The 21604-nt window shown below is 72.7% G+C and carries 17 protein-coding genes; 8 read left to right on the plus strand and 9 right to left on the minus strand.

Features of this window, described 5'->3' with window-relative positions; genetic code table 11:
• Positions 1–55: 55 nt before the first annotated feature.
• Positions 56–1210 (plus strand): bifunctional methionine sulfoxide reductase B/A protein, encoded by a 1155-nt coding sequence (locus WMF45_RS44070; RefSeq protein ID WP_437719642.1) that lies wholly within the window; start codon positions 56–58, stop codon positions 1208–1210.
• A 76-nt stretch (positions 1211–1286) separates the two neighbouring features.
• On the opposite strand, the gene lpdA is transcribed toward WMF45_RS44070, so the two are convergent.
• The 6 genes from lpdA to WMF45_RS44100 all read right to left on the minus strand — a co-directional run bounded on the left by lpdA (position 1287) and on the right by WMF45_RS44100 (position 6884).
• A complete protein-coding gene (gene lpdA, locus WMF45_RS44075; RefSeq protein ID WP_437712640.1) occupies positions 1287–2693 on the minus strand; it encodes a dihydrolipoyl dehydrogenase in 1407 nt (468 codons plus the stop codon).
• A gap of 162 nt (positions 2694–2855) precedes the next feature.
• Positions 2856–4049: a thiamine pyrophosphate-dependent dehydrogenase E1 component subunit alpha gene (locus WMF45_RS44080; RefSeq protein WP_437712642.1), complete on the minus strand. Its 1194-nt coding sequence runs from the start codon at positions 4047–4049 to the stop codon at positions 2856–2858.
• Between the two features lie 114 nt (positions 4050–4163).
• Positions 4164–4439, minus strand: coding sequence for a hypothetical protein (locus WMF45_RS44085; protein ID WP_437295821.1), 276 nt, complete (start codon positions 4437–4439; stop codon positions 4164–4166).
• 38 nt (positions 4440–4477) lie between these two features.
• The gene (locus WMF45_RS44090) at positions 4478–5089 is read right to left on the minus strand and encodes a DUF4149 domain-containing protein (protein ID WP_437712644.1); all 612 of its coding nucleotides are present in this window, start codon (positions 5087–5089) and stop codon (positions 4478–4480) included.
• Positions 5086–6114, minus strand: coding sequence for a HEAT repeat domain-containing protein (locus WMF45_RS44095; protein ID WP_437712646.1), 1029 nt, complete (start codon positions 6112–6114; stop codon positions 5086–5088). The genes WMF45_RS44090 and WMF45_RS44095 overlap by 4 nt, the downstream gene beginning before the upstream one ends.
• A gap of 53 nt (positions 6115–6167) precedes the next feature.
• Entirely contained in the window at positions 6168–6884 is a 717-nt protein-coding gene (locus WMF45_RS44100) for a hypothetical protein (RefSeq protein ID WP_437712648.1), read from the minus strand.
• A 168-nt stretch (positions 6885–7052) separates the two neighbouring features.
• On the opposite strand from WMF45_RS44100, the gene WMF45_RS44105 reads away from it, so the two are divergent.
• From WMF45_RS44105 to WMF45_RS44120, 4 genes are all read left to right on the plus strand, one after another.
• On the plus strand, positions 7053–7358 hold the full coding sequence (locus WMF45_RS44105) for a YfhL family 4Fe-4S dicluster ferredoxin (RefSeq protein ID WP_012240614.1): 306 nt from the start codon (positions 7053–7055) through the stop codon (positions 7356–7358).
• Between the two features lie 94 nt (positions 7359–7452).
• Positions 7453–8223, plus strand: a complete 771-nt coding sequence (locus WMF45_RS44110; protein WP_437712650.1) for a hypothetical protein — start codon at positions 7453–7455, stop codon at positions 8221–8223.
• A gap of 206 nt (positions 8224–8429) precedes the next feature.
• Positions 8430–9410, plus strand: coding sequence for a hypothetical protein (locus tag WMF45_RS44115; RefSeq protein WP_437712652.1), 981 nt, complete (start codon positions 8430–8432; stop codon positions 9408–9410).
• 22 nt (positions 9411–9432) lie between these two features.
• Positions 9433–11499: a protein kinase domain-containing protein gene (locus tag WMF45_RS44120; protein ID WP_437712654.1), complete on the plus strand. Its 2067-nt coding sequence runs from the start codon at positions 9433–9435 to the stop codon at positions 11497–11499.
• A gap of 79 nt (positions 11500–11578) precedes the next feature.
• Here WMF45_RS44120 and WMF45_RS44125 read toward each other — a convergent pair whose 3' ends face one another.
• Positions 11579–11935, minus strand: coding sequence for a hypothetical protein (locus WMF45_RS44125; RefSeq protein WP_437712656.1), 357 nt, complete (start codon positions 11933–11935; stop codon positions 11579–11581).
• Between the two features lie 183 nt (positions 11936–12118).
• On the opposite strand from WMF45_RS44125, the gene hutU reads away from it, so the two are divergent.
• On the plus strand, positions 12119–13792 hold the full coding sequence (gene hutU / locus WMF45_RS44130; protein ID WP_437712658.1) for a urocanate hydratase: 1674 nt from the start codon (positions 12119–12121) through the stop codon (positions 13790–13792).
• Here the strand turns inward: hutU and WMF45_RS44135 are convergent.
• Positions 13707–14663, minus strand: a complete 957-nt coding sequence (locus WMF45_RS44135; RefSeq protein ID WP_437712660.1) for a deoxyribonuclease IV — start codon at positions 14661–14663, stop codon at positions 13707–13709. The genes hutU and WMF45_RS44135 overlap by 86 nt on opposite strands.
• Before the next feature lie 312 nt (positions 14664–14975).
• On the opposite strand from WMF45_RS44135, the gene WMF45_RS44140 reads away from it, so the two are divergent.
• Together WMF45_RS44140 and WMF45_RS44145 are read left to right on the plus strand one after the other, a co-directional pair.
• Entirely contained in the window at positions 14976–19559 is a 4584-nt protein-coding gene (locus WMF45_RS44140; RefSeq protein ID WP_437712662.1) for an AMP-binding protein, read from the plus strand.
• A complete protein-coding gene (locus WMF45_RS44145) occupies positions 19556–20557 on the plus strand; it encodes an NAD-dependent epimerase/dehydratase family protein (protein ID WP_437546634.1) in 1002 nt (333 codons plus the stop codon). The genes WMF45_RS44140 and WMF45_RS44145 overlap by 4 nt, the downstream gene beginning before the upstream one ends.
• Positions 20558–20601: 44 nt before the next feature.
• Here the strand turns inward: WMF45_RS44145 and WMF45_RS44150 are convergent, their stop codons facing one another.
• Positions 20602–21522, minus strand: coding sequence for a DUF2267 domain-containing protein (locus tag WMF45_RS44150; protein WP_437712664.1), 921 nt, complete (start codon positions 21520–21522; stop codon positions 20602–20604).
• Positions 21523–21604 lie beyond the last annotated feature (82 nt).

A 21604-nucleotide genomic window follows, 5' to 3' on the forward strand; every position in this document is an offset into this window, starting at 1 on the left:
GCGCCGCGGGGCGTAGGAGGGTTAGGTGCGCTACCCTCGACAGGCCAGGTGGATGATGAAACGGCTCCGCGCTGCTGGTCTTCTCTTCGCGCTCGTCCTCATTGCGTGCGCCGCCGTGTTCGCGTGCTTTCGCGCTGGCGATGCAGGGAGGGCGAGCAAGGTGATTCCGGGGTCCAAGGAGGCTGTGACGATGTCGGACAGAAGCTATCGCAAACCGTCGGATGAGGAGCTGCGCAAGCAGCTCACGCCGCTCGCGTACGAGGTCACCCAGCGCGACGCGACCGAGCCGCCGTTCCGCAACGCCTTCTGGGACAACCACGAGGCGGGCCTCTACGTGGATGTCGCGAGCGGCGAGCCGCTCTTCACGTCGCTCGACAAGTTCGACTCGGGCACCGGCTGGCCGAGCTTCACGCGCCCCGTCGAGCAGGAGCGGGTCGTGGAGCGCTCGGACAGGGGCCACGGGATGGTCCGAACGGAGGTGCGCTCCAAGGCCGGCAACTCGCACCTCGGGCACGTCTTCGAGGACGGGCCCGGGCCCGACGGGCTGCGCTACTGCATCAACTCCGCGTCTCTCCGGTTCATCCCGCTGGCTCGCCTCGAGGCGGAGGGGTACGGCGCCTATCGGGCGCTGTTCGAGGGCCGCGGCGGCGCGCCTCGGGAGCAAGCCAGCGCGAACGCCTGCGCCGTGCCGGCGCCGGGGGAGGCGCCTGGGTGCCAAACGACGCTGGAGACGGCCGTCCTGGCGGGCGGCTGCTTCTGGGGGATGGAAGAGCTCCTCCGGCAGATCCCCGGTGTCCTCGAGACGGAGGTCGGTTATGCCGGCGGCCGGACGAAGGCGCCGACCTATCAGGACGTGAAGACCGGATCGACGGGCCACGCCGAGTCGGTGCGCATCGTCTTCGATCCCGCGAAGCTGTCCTATGCCGAGCTGCTCGAGAAGTGGTTCTTCCGAATGCACGATCCCACGACGCGGAACCGCCAGGGCAACGACGTCGGGACGCAGTACCGCTCAGCGATCTTCGTCACGACGCCCGAGCAGCGCCGCATCGCCGAGGAGGTGAAGGCGCGCGTCGACAAGAGCGGCAAGTGGCGCGCCCCCCTCGTCACCGAGATCGTGGAGGCCGGGCCGTTCACGCGCGCCGAGGAGTACCACCAGAAGTACCTGGAGAAGTACCCGGCCGGGTACACGTGCCATTTCATGCGCGATTGATGAGGGCGGTGGCCCGCGCCGTCGACTCGATGGTTTCGTCGACGGCGCAGGCTGGTGATGATCGAGAGCGGGCGGGTCAGCGATTGGCGATGTGGATCGCCGCGCCCATGGCGTGGGCGGCGGCTTCCATCAGCGACTCGCCGAGGGTCGGGTGGGGGTGGATCGTGAGCGAGAGATCCTCGAGGAAGGCCGCCATCTCGAGCGAGAGGGACGCCTCGCTGATCATGGTGCTGGCCTCCGGCCCGACGATGTGGACGCCGAGCACCTGCTTCGTCTTCTTGTCGGCGACGATCTTCACGAAGCCCTCGGTCTCGTTCATGGCCATGGCCTTGCCGAGCACCGAGAACGGGAACTTGCCGATGCTGACCTCGAGGCCCTTCGCCTTCGCCTCGGCCTCGGTGAGCCCCACCGTGGCGATCTCCGGATCGGTGAAGATCGCGCCCGGGATCGCGACCCAGTCCTTCTCGGCCTTGTGCCCCGCGATGACCTCGGCGGCGATCTCGCCCTCCTTCGTCGCCTTGTGCGCGAGCAGGGGCGGCCCGCTGACGTCGCCGATGGCGTAGATCGACGGCACGTTGGTGCGGCAGAACTTGTCCGTGGGGACGAACCCGCGCTGATCGACCGTCACGCCGACCTTCTCGAGGCCGAGCCCCTTGCTGCTCGGCCGCATGCCGACGGCGACGAGCACGGTGTCGACGACGATCGTCTGCTCCTTGCCGTCGGACTGGATCTTCACCCCGACCGAGCCGTCCTTCTGCTTCTCGTACCCGAGCGCCTTGGCGTTCTTGTGGATCGTGCCGCCGCGCTTCAGGATCTTGCGCTCGACGATCTTGGTGCAATCGGGGTCGACGCCCGTGAGCAGCTCCGGCAGCGCCTCGACGACGATGAGCTCGGCGCCGAACGCCTGGTAGACCATGCCGAGCTCGAGGCCGATGACGCCGCCGCCGATCACCATCAGCCGCTTCGGGACGCGGCGCAGGCTGACCGCCTCCTTCGCGCCGATGATCGTGTCGCCGTCGAACTTGAACGTCGGGATCTCGATGGTCGTCGAGCCGGTCGCGATCACGATCGCCTTGGTCGCCTCGAACTGCTCCACCGAGCCGTCCGCCCGGGTCACGTCCACGCGCTTCGGCCCCACGACCGTGGCGGTGCCGTTCACCACGTCGGCGCCGTTGCCCTTGAGCAGCGAGCCGACGCCGCCGGTGAGCTTCTTGACGATGCCTTCTTTCCAGTCCTGCATCTTGTTGGCGTCGAGCTCGACGCCGCTGACCTTGATGCCCATCGCGGCGCCGGCCTGCGACTTCTCGTAGAGGTGGGCGGCGGAGATCAACGCCTTGGAGGGGATACACCCCCAGTTGAGGCAGACGCCGCCGACGGTCTCCTTCTCGATGCAGAGCACCTTCAGCTTGAGCTGAGCGAGCCGGATGGCGCAGGGGTAACCGCCGGGGCCGGCTCCGATCACGATTGCGTCGTAGGTCTTCATCCTTGTCCTTTTGTGCGCTTCGAAGACTGGAACTAGGGGCGCCGGGGTTCGTCAGGCAAGCCCCTCGCCGACAGCCCTGAGGCCGCGCCCGCAACCGCGAGCCGTCCCTGGGTGGCCCGGGGCTTACACGACCTCGCAGCGAGGGGAAATCCCTCCCCGAGGTCAGCGCCCGCCGCCGTGCGGCGGCGCTTTCGGGGAGCGCAGGAGCTCAGCGCGCTGGTCGCGCAGGTGCCAGGGCAGCTCCGCGTAGACGTCGTCGAACAGCGTCTCTCGGGCAGGCGGGCCCATCGCCTCGACCTCGGCGACGGCGGCGGCGATCTCGGCGTTGAGCTCCGCCTCGAGGGAGGACTCCGCGGCGTCGTCGAGGAGCCCGCGGCCGGCGAGGTGGCGCGCGAGGCGCAGCAGCGGGTCGCGCTGCGTCCAGCGATCGACCTCCTCCTGCGACCGGTAGCGGCTCGGGTCGTCGCTCGAGGAGTGCGCGCCGACGCGGTAGGTGAGCGCCTCGATGAAGCTGGGGCCGCCGCCGCCCCGAGCCCGCGCGACCGCCTCGGAGACGGCGCGGTAGACGGCGATGACGTCGTTGCCGTCGACCCGCACCGACGGGACGCCGTAGGCGCGCCCCTTGATGGCGATCGTCCTCGCAGCCGTCTGCCGGTCCGTCGGCACGCTGATGGCCCAGTGGTTGTTCTGGCAGATCATGACGCACGGCGCCTTGAAGACGGCCGCGAAGTTCATCGCGCTGTGGAAATCGGGCTCGCTCGTCGCGCCGTCGCCCATGAACCCCACGACCACGGTGCTGTCGCGCCGCAGCTTCGCGGCCCACGCGGCGCCGACCGCCTGCGGGAGCTGCGGGCCGATGCAGCTCGACCAGGACACCTGGTTCACCTCCCGCCCGCTCATGTGCGACGGCATCTGGCGCCCCTGGAGGAGGTCGCCCGAGTTGCCGAACACCTGGGCCACATAGGTGCGGAGCGGGAAGCCGCGCACCAGCATCATCACGCTCTCGCGCAGCGCGGGGAAGATCCAGTCCGTGGGCCCGACCGCGAGCGCCGTGGCGATCGGCGTCGCCTCCTGGCCGGTGCACGCGCCGTAGAAGCCGACCCGCCCCTGCCGCTGGAGCAGGAGCATGCGCGCGTCGAGCAGCCTGAGGCGCTTGATCTCGCGGTACGCGCGCAGCAGCAGCGCGTCGCTCAGGCAGGGGTCGGTCGCGGGATCCAGGGATCCATCGTCCCGGAGGACGCTGAGCAAGCCCTCGTCGGCCCCCTCCCCGGGTCGGGACGTGGGCGCGTGAGGTGGAGGGGCGTCGGCGGCGGACCTCGCGGAGGCGCCGGGCGGCGTGGCTTCCAGCTCGCTCATGACCGGACCATACCGCGAAATGACAGCGCTCGCGGCCCCTTCGGCCCGCGGGGACGCCCGTCCCGCCCCCGCGGCGCGCCCGAGCGAAGCGGCTCACATCGCTCGCGCACGAGCTCAGCCGAGCAGGACGCGGAACATCCGCTTGCTGTCCGAGAGGTAGTAGTAAGCGGCGCGGTCCGCGTCGCCCATCAGATCGAGGATGGCGCGCTCCATCTGATCGGGGCTCAGCGTGTTGGACACTTCCCACGTGTCGGGCGTGACCTCGTCGCCCTGCCACGGTCCGGCGCAGAGCGCGACGAGGCGCGACCGGCTCGCCTCGTCGGCGATCGAGAAGGTGAGGATGTAATCGTGGTTGACGAAGCCGCTATAGAGCTTGTTGTCACGCGGCATCGGATCCCTCCGTGTCGTGGGCGCGATGCGCGGCGTCCTCACCGCGGGCCGGGCGGCAGCGGGGCGGCCGCTTCGTCGTCGTCGTCCTGCTCGGGGCGGCGCGCGCCGAGCGTGAAGACGTGCAGGAGGACCAGGCTCGCGCCGAGGAACACCTCCGACTTGCCCACGAGCTCGGCGCGGCGATGGACGCGCTCGAGCTCCATGCCGAGCTCCCCCTCGCCGCGCCGGACGCCCTCGCGGTGGAGCGCCGCGATGCGGGGGGTGAGCGCCAGGCCGACGTACGCGGCGCACCCGGCCAGCACCATGGCGACGACCCGGCGCACGCGCGCCGCGCGGCCGGCGCCCTGGCGGTACGCGGCCCAGGTGCGCGCCACCTCCGCGCCGAGGAGGATCACCGCGGCGCCGAGCGCGAATTGATCGAAGCGCGCGAACGCCGCGCTCATCGCGTCACCGGAGAAGGGGGCCGGGGCGAGCCGGAAGACGAACGGGGCAGCGCAGGCGCCCAGCGCCACGATGCCGCCGACCCAGGCCCCCGCCGCGAGCGCGGCCACGCTCGCGGCCACGCGATCGATGAGGGAGCGGCGCGACGCGGCGCGCTCTTCGGGGCTCGGGGCGAGGTCCGCCTCGCTGAACTGGGCTTCATCGTTCATGCATCCACCTCGGCAGCGAGGACGGCGAGCGCCTCCTCGACGGCCCCCTGATCGGCCTTCCGCTCGTCTCCCCGCATCGCCGCGATCGCGCCGCGGGCGGCCGAGAGGCGGGCGCGACCGGCGGCCGCGACGGCGAGCGTGCGCTTGTGGCGGTCCCACGCGCCTAGCTCGCTGAGGATGTCGCGGATGGCCCGCTCGTGGCCCATCCGCGCGAGCGCGACGCGCGCGTGCCAGCGCAGCGGATCGCGGCCGAAGCCGAGCCTGAGCCCGAACGCGCGCCGCTCCAGGGCGCTCCGCGAAGCGGCGAGGCCGAGCTCGCCGCAGAGCTCGATGGCCGCGGCCTCGTCCTCGCGATCGACCTCGTGGAGCTTTCCTCCCACGATCTCGGCGAGCACGGGGTGGCCCACCGGATCGCCGAAGCGCGCGGTGACGACCGCCGCCGCTGCCCGGACGAGCGGGGACGCGTGGTCGAGCAGCGCGCGGGCCCGCGCCATGCCCAGCGGAGGCAGCTCGCCGCTGGACTCCCCCAGCTCCTCGAACATCCGCAGCGCGATGTGGCAGACGAGCGGGTCGTCGTCGTGGGTGGCCTGCATGACGGCCTCGATCGCGTCGGCCTGCTGGGCGCAGACGCGCGGGAACGCGATCACCGCCTGGAACCGCACCTCGGGCCGCTCGTCCGCGAGGGCGCGCCGGAGCCGGCCCGTGGCCCGCACGTCGCCGATTTCACCGAGCGCCGTGATCGCCATTTGCCGGACGTAGGGATCCACGTCCTCGACGGCGAGGAGCAGGGCCGGGAGCGCCTCGACGGCCTTCGTGTCGGCCAGGGCGATGGCCGCCGCCGCGCGGACCGCCGCGTGCTCATCGACGCGGAGCGCGCCCTCGATCGCGCGCACGACCTGCTCCCGTGCCGTCGCGGCATACGGGACGAGATCGCTCACGGCCTCCGCGCGCACGGCGGGCTTCTGCGAAGCGACGTCGCGCAGCGCAGCCTCGAGCGTCCTTTTCGCGGGGGCCGGTCCGAACACGCGGCCAACGCTAGCACGGTCGCTGCGCAAAGCCGGACCGCACCGAGCGGCGCTCAGCCGCCGCCCGAGCCGCCAGCGCCGCCCGAGCCGCCAGCGCCACCCGAGCCGCCACCTTCGCCGCCCGAGCCACCGCCGCCACCCGAACCGCCGCCAGCGCCACCCGAGCCGCCAGCGCCACCCGCGCCGCCAGCGCCACCGCCTCCCGCGCTCGAGGCCGTGTACGTGGGCCATTCCCCCGGGACTCCCGACTGTTCAGGAGCGGCCCTGCAGACGCCAGGCTCGCTCTCGACGTCGCCCGGCGGCTCGCTCGACGCAGACGGCGGTTTCGGCAGGCAAGCTTTCGAGCCGTCCGGCCTGGCGTCGACGATCGCGGCGTTGCGTTCGCCCGGCGCTATCTCCGCGGCCCCCTGGATGTTGCCCAGCGCGACGCACGAGTAGCCGCGGCGGCAGTCGTCGTCCTCATCGCAGGTGGCCATGCAGAAGGTCCGCTCGAAGCGCGGCCAGCGGACGTTCTCGAGCTCGCTGCACGCCGGATCGATCACCGGGTTGAACGCGACACAGACGCTGCTCCCGGAGCAGCTGTCCGGCTCGCAGTTGAAGACCGTGCAGTAGCCGCCAGGCTGCGTCCCATCGCAGAGGAGCTGCTGCTCTGCCTGCACGCAATCGAGCGACGAGGTGCACGGATCGCCGATCTGGGGGCCACATCCGGCGAGCAGCGAGGATGCGCCAAGGGCGACGAGCAGGAGGGCGGGCTCGGTGAGGCGGAGCATCGAGGAGGCCGCTTAGTACCGGCAGGGGCGCCCGCGCGCAAGCATGGGCCCACGACGCCCACGACGCCGTCCCGGAACCGGCGCTTGCTTCCGCCCGAATTGACACCTTGCGGCCAGGCCTCTACAAACGAGCGGACCGGGGTGACCCCGGAGAACGAAGCGAAGGCCATGGCGACTTACATCACCGAAGACTGCATCAACTGCGGCGCCTGCGAGCCCGAATGCCCGAACGAAGCCATCAGCGAGGGCGACGAGATCTATGTGATCGATCCGGAGCTCTGCACCGAATGCGTCGGCTTCTATGATCACGAAGCGTGCCAGGCCGTATGCCCGGTCGAGTGCTGCCTGCCCAACCCGCAGATCGTGGAGACCGAGGAAGTCCTCATCGCGCGCGCCGTCAGGCTGCACCCCGACGATGGGGAGCTGAAGAAGCGGGCCGCCGCCAACGATTACCCCTCGCGCTTCCGCAAGTAGCGCGCCTCGTCGCGCACCATCGCGTCGCCTCTCCGGCCGCGCTTCCCATGCCTCCGCCGGCACCGTCGGTTCAATGCGGCGCCCGGGTCACACCGTGATCCGGCGCTGGGCCGCAGTGGTTCTCGCGGGTGCCTGCGCGGGCTGCCATGGCAGCGGTCCGCTGCTCCACCCGGCCCACGTCCTCCGTCCCGGCGCCGTGCGCCTCGGCGGCGGCCTGTCGGGTGACATGGTCGTCGCCGGCGCGGCGGACGCAGGGGCGAGCACCGCCGACCCGGCGGCGGCGGCGAAGGGCGCCGCGCGGCGAAAGCTCTCCGAGATCACCGTATCGCCGGGCGTCGCGCCCTGGGCCAGCGCTCGCATCGGGATCGAGGGCGAGAACGAAGCGGGGCTGACGTACACGGGGCGAGCCATCCGGCTCGACGGGCGCCATGCGTTCCCGCTCGGCGACGCGGCCCTGTCGATCGGCCTCGGCGCCTCGGCGCTGCTCGCGGGCGGGCCGGGCCCCAGCGCGGAGGGGATCGACGTCCACGGCGCAGGGCTCGACGTCCCTCTCCTGCTCGGCTTCCGGTCGGACGCGGATCTGTACGCGCTCTGGTTCGGTCCCCGGCTCGGCTTCGAGCTCCTCGGCGGCGAGGTGCGGCTGCCCGCCGCCGGAGCGGCGCTCCGAGGACCGCTCGTCGACGCGTCGGGCCAGCATCTCCAGCTCGGGTTCGTGCTGGGCGTCCGTGCGGGGTTCCGCCATGTGCACGTCGCGGTCGAGGCCACCGCGACCTACCACCACGCCGAGGGCGAGATCGCCGGCGATCCGGTCGCGATCGATCAGGGCACCGTCGCCCCGGGCGCCGGCCTCACGGTCACCTTCTGACGTGGCTGCAACAAACGCAACGACGTTGCAACGTGGCGAGCACGACGTAGCACCACGTCGGAGCGTTCGCAGACGTAACCCAACGTAACGAAGCGCAACGAAGCGCAACGAAGCGCGACAAAACGTAACGAGGCGGATTCCCTGCCATTTTCGGTGGCAAGCACAGGCGCTTGCCCGGCCGGAGGACCCGTCTTAGACTCGGATCTATGCGTCCCCACGGCGCCCTCGCCACCTCATGCCTGCTCGCCGGTGCGGCTCTCGTCGGCTGTTCGGCGCCTGTCGCGGGCGACGCGACGGAGGTCAACGGGGTGGTCACCCAGGGGGTCGTGCGTGTCGAGCGCGCGATCAACCTGAGCCGGGACGCCGCCTCGACCGCCACCCCCGGTGAGCTCGACGAGGCCGCGCTGCCGAGCGCGGGCGCCGAGGGGGCCGGGGCGGTCACGAACGTGCTGGCGAAGTTCATGCGGCTCTCGTCTGCGATGGATCCCGAGCTCGCCGAGGGGGCCGTCGGGAAGCCGTTCGTCCTCCCCTCCGCCGGCAGCTGCATGGTCCTCTCACCCGCCGCCGACGACGAGGCGAGCAGCTTCAGCTCGCTCAGCCCCATCGAGCTGCTCGACGCGGGCGACGTGACGATGAAGACCGAGAGCACCGAGATGCCGCTCGCCGCCCGCGCGTTCCCGGACGTGGGCGCCCTGGTCTTCGGCGTGTTCTACACGTCGCGTGACGCCACCAGCGACCTGCCCGCGCCGGCGCGGTACGTGTTCGAGAGCTCCGGCTCGGGGCAGCTCGACCGGTTCGCGTTCGAGGCCGATGCCCCCGCGGGTCCCGAGGAGGTGCGCATCGGCGACGCCGAGCTGGCCGACGGCGTCGATCTCGACGCAGGGGTCGGCGCGGTCGTGCAGTGGCGCGCGGACGAGGGCAGCGAGGCCGGCCGGGCGCGGGACATCATCTACGTCGACGTGACCTCGGCGCACGGCGCGACCGTGCGGTGCGCGTTCAAGGACACCGGGCGGGGCGTGATCCCGGGCTCCTTGCTGGATCCCTCGACGCTCGGGCCTCTGCCGGCGAACGCGACGCTCGCCGTGCACCGGACGCGGCAGGTGCCGATCAACACCTCGGGGATCGACCTCGGCGAGGTGCGCTTCGACCTCTCCGTGAACGGCCGAGCGCGCATCGCCGCGCGCTGACGGCGCTCCGACCGACATCGGCGTGGCGTACGAGGATCTGCGACGTCGCGCGGCCGAGCTCGCCGCGATCGGGCAGCGCGACCGCGGCACCGCGCTCCTCGCGGCGGCCGGAGATCACGCGGGCGCCTCCGAGCTGCTCGAGCGCGTCTGCGATTTCGCCGGCGCGGCCCGGGAGGCGCTGACAGCCGGGGACCCGGCCCGCGCGGCGCTGATGGCCGCGCTCGGCGGCGACGAGGCGCTCGCGCGCGAGGCGCTCGAGCGGATCGCCGCCACGTCGCCCCGGGACGCCGCGCTGCGCGCCGCCGCCGACCTCGCGGCGCGCGGGTTCTCGCGCCACGCGGGCGCGCTGTTCGCGGCGCTCGGCGCTCACGCGGCGGCCGCGGAGGCGTTCACCGCGGCCCACGACGCGTGCCGCGCCGCCGAGAGCTTCGAGCTCGCCGGCCGCCCCGCCGACGGCGCGCGGGTGCTCGAGGCCGCGCTCCGCCGCCGCCCGGGCGACGCGGCGGCGTGGCTCGCGCTGGGCGAGCTGCTCGCGCGCCACGGCCGCACCGAGGCCGCCGTGCGGGCGCTCCAGCAGCTGCCGCCCGCCGCCGCCGAGCGGGCGCGCGCGCTGCCGCTGCTCGGCCGCTGCCTGAGCGAGCTCGGGCTCGAGGAGGCCGCGCGGACCGTCCGCGACGAGCTCGCGCGACTCGAGCCGTCCGGCCAGGAGGCGCTCTCGTCGCGGGGGACCGCTCCCGGCAATGCCACCGCGGGACCTCCTCCTGCGGGCCCCGCGCCCGTCGGGCCGCTCCTCTTCGGGCGCTACGAGACCCTGCGCGAGGTCACGGCCACGCCCCACGCGCGCGTGGTGGAGGCGCGCGACCGGATCACGGCGGAGCGCGTCGCCGTGAAGATCTTCGCGGGGGCGGCGTTCGGAGCGGGCCGCGACGCGCTCCTCCGGTTCGAGCGCGAGGCGCGCGCCCTCGCCCAGCTCCGGCACCCGAACGTCGTCGCGCTCCGCGCGTACCACCCCGAAGGGCCGGCGATGGTGCTCGCCTGGATGACGGGCGGGTCCCTGATCGAGCGGCTGCGGGGGGATCCGGTCACGCCCGCGCGCGCCGTCGAGATCGCGGGCGCGCTCCTGTCCGCGCTCGGCGAGGCGCACCGCCTCGGCATCCTCCACCGCGACGTGAAGCCGAGCAACGTGCTCTTCGACGAGATCGGGACGGCTCACCTCGCGGATTTCGGCGCGGCGCACCTCGGGGATCTCTCGTCCACCGCCACGGCGGGCGCGATCGGGACGTTCGCGTACATGTCGCCGGAGCAGCGCATGGGCCGACCGGCGACGCTGGCGAGCGATCTGTACGGCGTCGGCGCGGTGCTCGCCGAGCTGCTCACCGGAGAGCCGCCCGCCCCCGCCGTGCGCGGGCAGCTCGATCCCGCGCCGAGCGAGGTCCATCCGGACCTCACGGCGGCCCACGACGCGGCCGTGGCGGCGCTGCTCGCGGAGGACCCCGCCGCGCGGCCGGCCGACGCGTTCGAGGCGCGGCGCGCGATCACCGCGATGGCCTGGCCAGAGCGCACGCGGCCGCGGCGGTCGCGCGGGAGCGGCCGGCCCCGATCGAGCGACGCGCCGCCCACCACGACGGCCCGGCTCACGGCGACCCTGGAGGTCGGCGACGGCCGGGACACGGAGGGGCGCTGGCACGACGCCTGGCTCGATCGCGACGTCCTCGTGCTGCAGCTCGACGACGCGACCCTCGCCCGGGCCCGGGCCTTCGCGCGCGCCGGCCACGCGGCCTTGACGTCCGTCCTCCGGGTCGATCTCGCGAGCGGCGAGGTCTGGGTGGCGCTGCCCCAGGGCCGCGCGCTCGCCGACGAGGCGCGCGCGCTGACCAGGGCCCAGCGCGCGCGCCTCGGCGAGGCCATCGCGGCGCTCCACGCGGCCGGAGGCGCGCACGGGTGCATCGACAGCCAGCACCTTTACGTCCACGACGGCGAGCTCACGCTGGCCTACCCGCGCGAGGCTCCCGGCGACGTGGAGGAGCTCGCAGCGCGGGATCTCGCGGCGCTTCAGGAGCTCGACAGGAACGCGCTGGACGAGCTGTAGATCGAGGAACCAGGGCGGAGGCGGCGCCAGACGCGAGGCCCGCGATGCGCGGGCGCGGGGGGGTGTCCGGCGCGCCGGCTCAGTTCGGCGGAGACGGGGCTGGCGCCGGCTGCGGCGGCGAGATGCGCCCGCCGGGCGAGGTGCAGGTGCCCCCGTACTCGTCGCGCTTGGTGATGTCGTAACAGCAGTAACCGTCGTCGAACTCGGGCTCGCTGTCGACCGACTCGACCTCGCCGCCGCACGTGTCGCTCCCGAAATAGGCGAGCGCCTCTTCCTGGGAGGGGCATGATCCCCCGTTCTCGGTCCACTCGATCTCGGTGTATTCGAAGCACCCGACCTTGTCGCACCCCGCGGTAGCGAGGGCGAGCGCCAGGGCTGCGAGCTGGAGGGCCCGGACCGGACAACGCGCGAGGGCCGAACGGATGGTCGAGATCATGGATTCTCCCGGACACACGGGCGCTGCGCGCGCCCCGAGCAAGCATACTCCGGTTCGGACGAAGCCGGCTGCCCCGGAGAGGATCGAGCAGGCTCGCGTCGCGCGGCGGCGCGCCCCTCGCCGCGCATCGCGGCGGACGCCGCGCCTTCTGGTCGATCCGGACCGGGTGGAGTACACGACAGCATGACGACCGGAGAGCAGGGGGCCCGGGTGGTGCGCGCGCCGCGGGGAAGCGAGCGGAGCTGCAAGGGGTGGATCCAGGAGGCCGCGCTCCGGATGCTCCACAACAACCTCGATCCGGAGGTCGCAGAGCGCCCCGACGATCTCGTCGTCTACGGCGGCACCGGGAAGGCAGCGCGATCGTGGGCGGCGTTCGACGTGATCGTCCGCGAGCTCCGGGAGCTCGCGGACGACGAGACGCTCCTCGTGCAGTCGGGCAAGGCGGTGGGCCGCTTCCGCACGCACCCGGACGCCCCCCGCGTGCTCCTCGCGAACTCGAACCTCGTGGGCCGGTGGGCGACGTGGGACGAGTTCCGCCGGCTCGAGGCGCTCGGCCTGACCATGTACGGGCAGATGACCGCGGGCTCCTGGATCTACATCGGCTCGCAGGGGATCGTTCAGGGCACCTACGAGACGTTCGTCGCCGCGCGGAAGGCGCACGCGGCGCGCGCCCCGGGCGGCGGGCGCTGGGTGCTCACCGCGGGGCTCGGCGGCATGGGCGGCGCGCAGCCGCTCGCCGCGACCATGGCGGGCATGGCCTGCCTCGGCGTCGAGATCGACCCGGCGCGCATCGAGAAGCGGCTCCGCACCCGCTACGTCGACGAGCGCATCGACGATCTCGACCGCGCCCTCGACGCCGTGCTCGAGAGCGTCCAGCGCGGGGCGCCGCGCTCGATCGCCCTCTGCGGCAACGCCGCGGACGTCTACCCGGAGCTCGTGCGCCGCGGCGTCACGCCCGACCTCGTCACCGAGCAGACCGCGGCGCACGATCCGCTCGTCGGCTACATCCCGCCGGGGCTCACGCTCGAGCAGGCCGCGGAGCTCCGCGCCCGCGATCCCGGGGAGTACGTCGCGCGCGCGAAGGCGGGGATGCGGAGGGAGGTCGAGGCGATGCTCGCGATGCAGCGGCGCGGGGCCGAGGTCTTCGACTACGGCAACAACATCCGCACCTGCGCGATGGAGGCGGGCGCCGAGGACGCGTTCGCGATCCCCGGCTTCGTGCCGGCGTACGTGCGCGAGCTGTTCTGCCAGGGCAAGGGCCCGTTCCGGTGGGTCGCGCTCTCGGGCGATCCCGAGGACATCCTCGCCACCGACCGCGCGGTGCTCGAGGCGGTCCCGGGCGACCCCGATCTCCGCCGCTGGATCGAGCTCGCAGAGCAGAAGATCGCGTTCCAGGGGCTCCCGTCGCGGATCTGCTGGCTCGGCTACGGCGATCGCGCGAAGGTCGGGCTCGCCTTCAACGAGCTCGTCCGCGCCGGCCGGGTGAAGGCGCCGATCGTGATCGGGCGCGACCACCTCGACTGCGGGTCGGTCGCGTCGCCGTTCCGGGAGACGGAGGCGATGAAGGACGGCTCGGACGCGATCGCCGACTGGGCGATCCTCAACGCGCTCGCGAACACGGCGGGCGGCGCGTCGTGGGTGAGCTTCCACCACGGCGGCGGCGTCGGGATCGGCAACTCGCTGCACGCCGGGATGGTGATCGTCGCCGACGGCACCGACGCCGCGCGGCAGAGGCTCGAGCGGGTGCTCACCATCGATCCGGGGATGGGGATCATCCGGCACGCCGACGCGGGCTACGAGACGGCGATCCACGTCGCGGAGGAGAAGGGCGTCCGGGTGCCGCACCGGGCAGGGTGACCGGCTCCGCCGCGCCCTCGAGGGCGCGCAGCCGCGCGATCTCCTCCAGGTAGCCGCGCCGCTCCTTCGCGAGCGGCGGCAGCTCGATCACCGCCGGCACGCGCGCGAGCCGCGCGTCGTTCGCGAGGCGCCAGAACGGCGCGAGCCCCATCTCCCCGTCGCCGACGCGCTCGTGCCGATCGACCCGCTGGCCGAGCGCCGCCTTCGAGTCGTTCACGTGCATGCACCGCAGCCGATCCATCCCGAGCAGCCGGCCGAAGTCGCTCCAGAACCGCTCGTAGCCGGCCTCGCTCCGGAGGTCGTGCCCCGCCGCGAAGGCGTGCTGCGTGTCGATGCAGACCCCGAGCCGCGACCCCTCCGGCCCGGCGCGCTCGATCATCGCGGCGATCTGATCGACGCGGTCGCCGAGGGTCGACCCCTGCCCGGCCGTGTTCTCGATGCACAGCTGCGCGCGGAGCCCCTTCCCGCGAGAGAGCACGATCGACAGGCTCTCGCCGATGCGGTCGAGGCCGGCCTCCTCGCCGAGGCCGCGGTGCGCGCCTGGATGGAACACCACGAAGTCGATCCCGAGCGCGTCGCACCGCGCGAGCTCCTGGAACAGCGCTTCCCGCGAGCGCTCGAGGATCGCGGCGTCGTCAGCGCACAGGTTGATGAGGTAGCTCGCGTGGGCGAGCGTTCGACCCGCGCCCGCGCCGGCCCACGCCGCGCGCGCGGCGCGAAACGCGGCGATCTGCTCCGCGCTCAGCGCCGGCTCCCGCCACTGGCCCGAGACCTTGGTGAAGATCTGCACCGCCTCGCAGCGGTCCTCCCCCGCCAGCGCGATCGCGCGGTGAAGGCCGCCAGCCACGGACTCGTGCGCGCCGAAGATCATGGGCCGCACTGCTTGGGGCGCTTCCCCGCCGCCGGCAAGGCATTGCCCCGAGCCCACCGGATCTGCCACGGCCCCCGCCATCCGCGCGCACCCGCGCGCTTCGACGCGCTCGCACGCGCTCGCACGCGCTTCCACGCAGGGGAGCAACGCCCGGACCGCCTCGTCCGCCCCCTGCGATGACCCCGATTCTGCGAGCAAATCGAGCAAACCGCATGCCGGGAGGGCGCGAACCCCGGTTCGCGGCACCTCACCCTTGACGCGTTCCTGCCCAGGCGCGAATTGAGCGGCCTTCCTGGAGTCTCGATGAGCCATATGGGTGTTACGAACGGGGCCGGCGCCGGAGAGGCAGTGCCGGGGTCGCCGGGTGGGGCCAAGGGCGACGAAACCGCGGCGGCCCCGCCGCTGGTGCCGTCGCACGTGCTCTCGGGCAAGCGGCTCGTGGTGGTCGGAGGGACCGGCTTCCTCGGCAAGGTCTGGCTGGCCATGCTGCTCGCGAGGTTCCCGGAGATCGCCCACATCTACCTGCTCGTCCGGGCCAAGGAGAACCAGTCGCCGGAGGAGCGCTTCTGGTCGCAGATCGTGACCTCGCCGGTCTTCGACCCGATCCGCGAGCAGTACCCCGGGCCGGCCTTCGAGGAGTACCTGCGGCAGAAGATCACGCCCATGAACGGCAACGTCGGCCAGCCGCTGCTCGGGCTGGGCGACCGCGTCGGGGAGCTCACGGGCAACATCGCCGCGGTCGTGAACGTGGCCGGCGTCGTCGACTTCAACCCCCCGCTCGACGAGGCGCTCGAGGTCAACGCGTTCGGCATCAGCAACCTCGTCGAGCTCGCGCGGACCCTCGGGGCCAAGGTGATGCACACGAGCACCTGCTTCGTCGCAGGCTACCGCTCGGGGCTCATCGAGGAGAACCACCCGGCCGAGATCCCCTTCCCCCGCGCCGCGGGCGAGACGTGGTTCGGCGCCGCCTGCCCGAAGCGGACGCTCGATCGATCGCACTGGGATCCGCAGCGCGAGATCAGCGAGTGCCTCGACCTCGTGCAGCAGGCGCGCCAGCGGTGCGAGGACGCCTTCCGGCAGAGCGCCTTCCTCGACGAGGCCAAGGCCAACCTGGCCGCGCGCAGCGAGCCGTGCCGGGGCAGCGCGCTCGAGAACGAGCTCGCCAGGGTGAAGCGCAAGTTCATCAAGGATCGGCTCATCGAGGCCGGCAAGGAGCGCGCGCTCTTCTGGGGGTGGACCAACATCTACACCTACACGAAGAGCATCGGCGAGCAGGTCCTCGCGAGCTCCGGGCTGCCCTTCACCATCGTCCGCCCCGCCGTCGTGGAGACCGCGGTCGAGTTCCCGTTCACCGGCTGGAACGAGGGGATCAACACCTCGGCGCCGTACCTCTACCTCGCCTCGAAGGGGCAGGTGCAGTTCCCGGGCGACCACGACGTGCGGCTCGACCTCATCCCGGTCGACATGACCGCGAGCGGCATGATCGCCTCGCTCTGCGAGCTCATCGAGGGCCGCGCGCCCGCGGTGTACCAGTACGGATCGACCGACACGAACGGCTGCCGCGTCACGCGCTACCTGGAGCTCGCCGGGCTCTACAAGCGGCGGCAGGTGTTCGAGGGGAAGAAGACCTCGCTCTTCGACGTCGTGTCGTCCCGCTTCGAGCCGCGCGGGCTGACCCGGCAGCAATACGGCGCGCACGGCGCGCGCGCCATCGAGGGCGCGCTCCGCGGCCTGGGCGGCCTGCTCAAGACGGCGAGCGTCGGCCCCGCCGCGGCCCTCCTCAAGCCGGCGGCGGCCGCGCTCGAGAACGCCGCCAGGACCGAGCAGAAGACGGCCACGCTCCTCGAGGTCTTCATGCCGTTCGTCGCGGAGGGCGACTGGGTCTACTCCTGCGCCAACACGCGCGCGGCGATGGCCCGCATGCCCCCCGAGGAGCGGGCGCGCTTCGTCTGGGCGCCCGAGAAGATCGACTGGCGCGACTACATCTGGAACGTCCACCTCCCCGGCCTGGAGAAGTGGGCCTTCCCGCTCATGGAGGAGATGCTCCGCCGGGAGATCAAGCCGCTCCGGCCCTACGACAGCCTGGTCGACCTGCTCGACGAGGTCGCCGAGCGCTTCGATCACGCGCTCTCGGTGCAGCGGTTCGAGCAGGACGGGCTCTCGCGCACGAGCTACCGCGAGCTGCGCGACGCGGCCTGCATGACCGCCGCGCGCCTCGCCGCGCTCGGCGTCCGCCGCGGCGATCGCGTGGCGCTCTCCGGCGCGAACCAGCCGGCGTGGCCCGTCGCGTACTTCGGCATCCTCCGCGCGGGCGCCGTCGCCGTCCCGATCGATCCCGGGCTCGACGCGAAGGCGTTCGCAGACGTCCTCCGCTCGTCGACGGCGAAGGTCGTCCTCTGGGACAGCGACGTGGCGGAGAAGCTCGGCGCCGACGTGCGCGCGGCGCTGCCGAACCTGGTCGCCTTCGACATGGTCGGGTTCGCCGAGGGCCAGGTGCCCGACCTGGGCCCGGCCTCCGGCGACGGGCTCGCGCCCCCGGACGTGCGCGTGGGCAGCCAGGACGTCGCGAGCGTCGTCTACACGAGCGGCACGACCGGGGAGCCGAAGGGCGTGCTCCTCACGCACGGCAACTTCACGGCGCTGCTGGCCTCGCTGGCGCCGCTGTTCCCGCTCAAGGCGAGCGATCGCGTGCTCAGCGTGCTGCCGCTCCACCAGACCTTCGAGGTCACCTGCGGCCTGCTCCTGCCGCTGTCGCAGGGCGCGCGGATCATCTACCTCGACGAGGTCTCGGCCGATCGGGTGAGCGACGGGCTGAAGAAGGCGCGCGTCACGGCGATGGTCGGCGTGCCGGCGCTCTGGCAGATGCTGGAGCGCCAGATCGTCGCCAGGGTGAAGGAGCAAGGGCCCGCCGCGGCCACCGCGTTCAGCTGGGCCATGGAGCTGAACCGCATGCTCGGCAAGCGCCTGGGCCTGAACGCGGGGCGCCTCTTCTTCGGCAGCGTCCACGACGCGCTCGGCGGCAACGTCCGCTTCCTCATCTCGGGCGGGGCGGCGCTCCCCAGGGACACGGCCGCCGTGTTCAAGGGGCTCGGCCTGCCGCTCGCCGAGGGCTACGGCCTGACCGAGGCGGCGCCGCTCCTGACCGTCACCAAGCCCTCGCCGGCGGCGAGCCCGGGGAACGTCGGCAAGCCGATCCCCGGGGTGAAGATCAAGATCGCGAACCCGGACGCGAACGGCGTCGGCGAGGTGCTCGCGCGCGGCCCCAACGTCATGAAGGGCTACGCCGACGACCCGGAGGCGACCCAGGCGGCGCTCGACGCGGACGGGTGGCTCCGGACCGGCGATCTCGGCAAGCTCGACAAGCAAGGGCGGCTCGTCCTCGTCGGCCGGCAGAGCGAGGTCATCAGCGCGGCGAAGGGCGAGAACCTGTACCCGGCCGACATCGAGCGAATGCTCGGCAAGATCGAGCACGTCAAGGAGCTCGCCATCGTCGGGATCGACAACGGCCGCGGCGGCGAGCAGGTCGCCTGCCTCGCCGTCCCCACGGCGCCGGGCGCGAAGGACGGCGAGGACGACGAGGCGCTCGCGCTGGCCAAGCAGCACGAGCGCGCGCTCGACGCGCTCCGGACGGCGATCCAGGCGCTGCCCAAGCCGTGCCACCCCATGGCCGTCCACCTCGACGACGCCGACCTGCCCCGCACCGCGTCCGGTCAGGTGAAGCGCTCCGAGGTGAAGGCGATCGTCACGCGCCTCGCCGCCGAGGCCGCCGCGGCCGGCGCGGGCTCGGCGGCCGTCGCGCAGGACGCCGGCGCGGCGACCGCAGAGCCGAACGCGCACGGCGTGGGCGACGAGCCGATCCACATCCCCCGCCCGGTGGCCGACTTCGCCAAGCACTGGATGAACAAGGTCCAGTCCGGCTTCTACGGGAACGTCATGCGCCCGAAGGTCTACGGGCGCGCGTTCATCCCGCACAACCGCAACACGATCGTCGTCTCGAACCACGCGAGCCACCTCGACATGGGCCTCGTGAAGTTCGCGCTGGGCAGCTACGGGGACGGCCTCGTCTCGCTGGCCGCGCAGGACTACTTCTTCGAGGGCAACCGCTGGCGGCGCGCCTACTTCGAGAACCTCACGAACCTCGCGCCCTTCGACCGCAAGGGCGGCCTCCGCACGGCGCTGCGCCAGACCGGCGAGATCCTGGACCGCGGGCGGACGGTGCTGCTCTTCCCGGAGGGCACGCGCAGCCCCGACGGCGGCATCCTCGAGTTCAAGCCGGCGATCGGGCACCTCGCGCTCACCCACAACGTCGACATCCTGCCCCTCTACCTGGGCGGCACCTTCGAGGCGCTCCCCAAGGGGCGCACCGTCCCGATCCGCCGCGACCTCGTCGCGCGCATCGGGCCGCCGCTCGCGATCGGCGACCTCCGGCGGCTCACCGCCGGGATGAAGTACGCGGTGGCCTGCCGCAAGGTCGCTGAGCTCACGCAACTCGCCGTCATCAAGCTCAAGGACGGCGGCGCCCTCGATCTGAGCCGGGTCGAGAGCATCGATCAGGCCGCTACCAGCACCAAGGAGCACCCGCTCACGCTCCTGTTCCGCGAGCTCGAGTCGAAATACGTGGCGGGGCGGGTCACCCAGCCGATCACCTACTACGTGACGCTCGGCACGGAGGACGAGGCGAAGTGGACGCTGCGGATCGACGCGGCCAGCTGCGAGGCGCGGATCGGTAAGCCAAGCCAGCAAGCGGACTGTGTCCTCAAGACCACGCCCGAGATATTCACCAAGATCGTCCGCGAGGCCTACACACCGAGCCCGATGGAGTTCATGACGGGCCTCGTGAAATCGAACGACATCTCCCTCCTGCAGACCTTCCAGAAGGTTTTCGACCTCGCATGAGCCGCTATCTCGTCACCGGCGCGACCGGTTTCCTGGGATCGCACCTCGTCACGGCGCTCCGTGGGGGTGGCCATGACGTGGTGGCGCTCTGCCGGGCAGAGGCGCCCGCGCTCGCCGCGCAGGGCGTGGAGCTCCGCCGCGGAGACATCCTCGACGCGGCGTCGGTGCGCGGCGCCGCCGAGGGCTGCGACGGAGTGTTCCACTGCGCCGGGCGCGTCTCGCGACGCCGCGAGGACGCCGAGGCGCTCTACCGGACGCACGTCGAGGGGACCAAGATCACCCTCGACGCCTGCCGCGACGCGGGGGTGAAGCGCGCGGTGATCGCGAGCACGAGCGGCGTCGTCGCGGTCAGCAAGGACCCGAACGACGTCCGCGACGAGACGGCGGCGACGCCGATCGACCTCATCGCCGGCTGGCCCTACTACCGCTCGAAGCTGTACGCCGAGCGCGCGGCGTTCGATCGCAGCGGGCCCGGCTTCGAGGTGCTCGCCGTCAACCCGAGCATCCTGCTCGGCCCGGGCGACGTCCACGGCGCCTCGACCGGCGACATCGTGAGCTTCCTCGAGCGCCGGCTCCCCTTCACCCCCGCGGGCGGCCTCTCCTTCGTGGACGCCCGCGACGCGGCCCAGGGCATGGCGCTGGCGATGGACAAGGGCCGCCCGGGCGAGCGCTACCTGCTCGGCGCCGCCAACATGAGCCTGGAGGTCTTCTTCCGCCGCCTCGCGCGCATCTCGGGCGTCCCGGCCCCCGCCCTGCGGCTGCCGCGGAGCATCGCGCTCGCGAAGGCGGGCGCGCACCTCATCGAGCAGGCGCGGAAGCGGCTGCCGTTCGATCTGCCGGTCGATCCGGTGTCGGCCGAGATGGGCCAGCACTTCTGGTACCTCGACGCGACCAAGGCCCGGCGCGAGCTCGGCTGGACGCCGCGCGACCCGCTCGAGACCCTCGCGGACACGGTCGCCGATCTGCGCGCCCGCGGCGTGGTCTGGCCGCAAGCGTAGGTGGAGCGCGGCGCGCGGCCTCGTCGCGCCGGGCCGATCACGGCTCAGATGGCCCGGCGGAGCGGGGTCGGCGGGAACAGGTCCTTCATGTCGAGCGGGAGCTGACCGCGGAACCCCTCGATCTCCCCCGCGGACACGCTGTCCGCGACGGCCTCGCAGATCGCCTGCAGCACGAAGCCGGCGGCCTCGCGGTCCATGCGCAGCTCGCGCGCGACGTCGGCCTCGATGGTCGCCGTCGTGATGCGCTTGTCCGGCCCGTCGAGGAACGGCTCGAGCGACGGGTGGAGCTTCGAGGGCAGCTGCGCGACGAGGTGCCGCGCCTCCTGGGGCGTCACCCTGCGGCAGAGGCAGCCGAGGACGATCTGGAGCGCGAGCTCGGCGCGGTCGCGCTGCTGGAGGCCGCTGTGGCGCTCGACGGCGTGGATCAGCCGGCCATAGGCGCTGTCGGCGCGCGCCTTGCGCCGGGTGAGGGCGCGCACGCGGCCGTGCGAGCGTTCCGGGCGCGCGGTCGCCTCGGGGTGCATCGCGCCTTCCGGCTTGAAGCGGGCGGCCACCTCGAGCTGCGCCTTCACGACGGAGCCGGCGGCCTCCGCGTCGATGACCCCATCGGCGAGCAGATCGTCGAGGGTCACGAGGCCGACGGGCCGCCCTTGCTCGGTCACCGGCACGCGCCGACACGCATGATCGCGCATGGTGCGCACGGCGTCGTCGATCGACGCGTCGAGCTCGAGCGTCGCGATCTCGTCCGACATGATGTCGCGCAGCATCGTGCTGCGCGCGTCGAGGTCGCCTGCCACGACCTCCAGCGCGATATCGCGGTCGGTCACGATGCCGGCGAGGCGCTGGCCGTCGTGGACCAGGACCGCGCCGACGTGGTTGTCCATCATCGCCCTCACGGCGTCATAAGCGGTCGAGCGCGGGCTAAGAACGATCATTCGCGGGCGTCGGTACTCTTCGAGCGACATGGCGAGTCCCTCCCCTGGGCAGCGCGTTCGGGGTTGTGCGTGCGTACGCCAAGGCGCGGCTAGCGAGAACGGTACCAACCGA

The organism is Sorangium sp. So ce448 (genome assembly GCF_051520915.1).
Lineage (GTDB): Bacteria > Myxococcota_A > Polyangia > Polyangiales > Polyangiaceae > Sorangium > Sorangium cellulosum_B.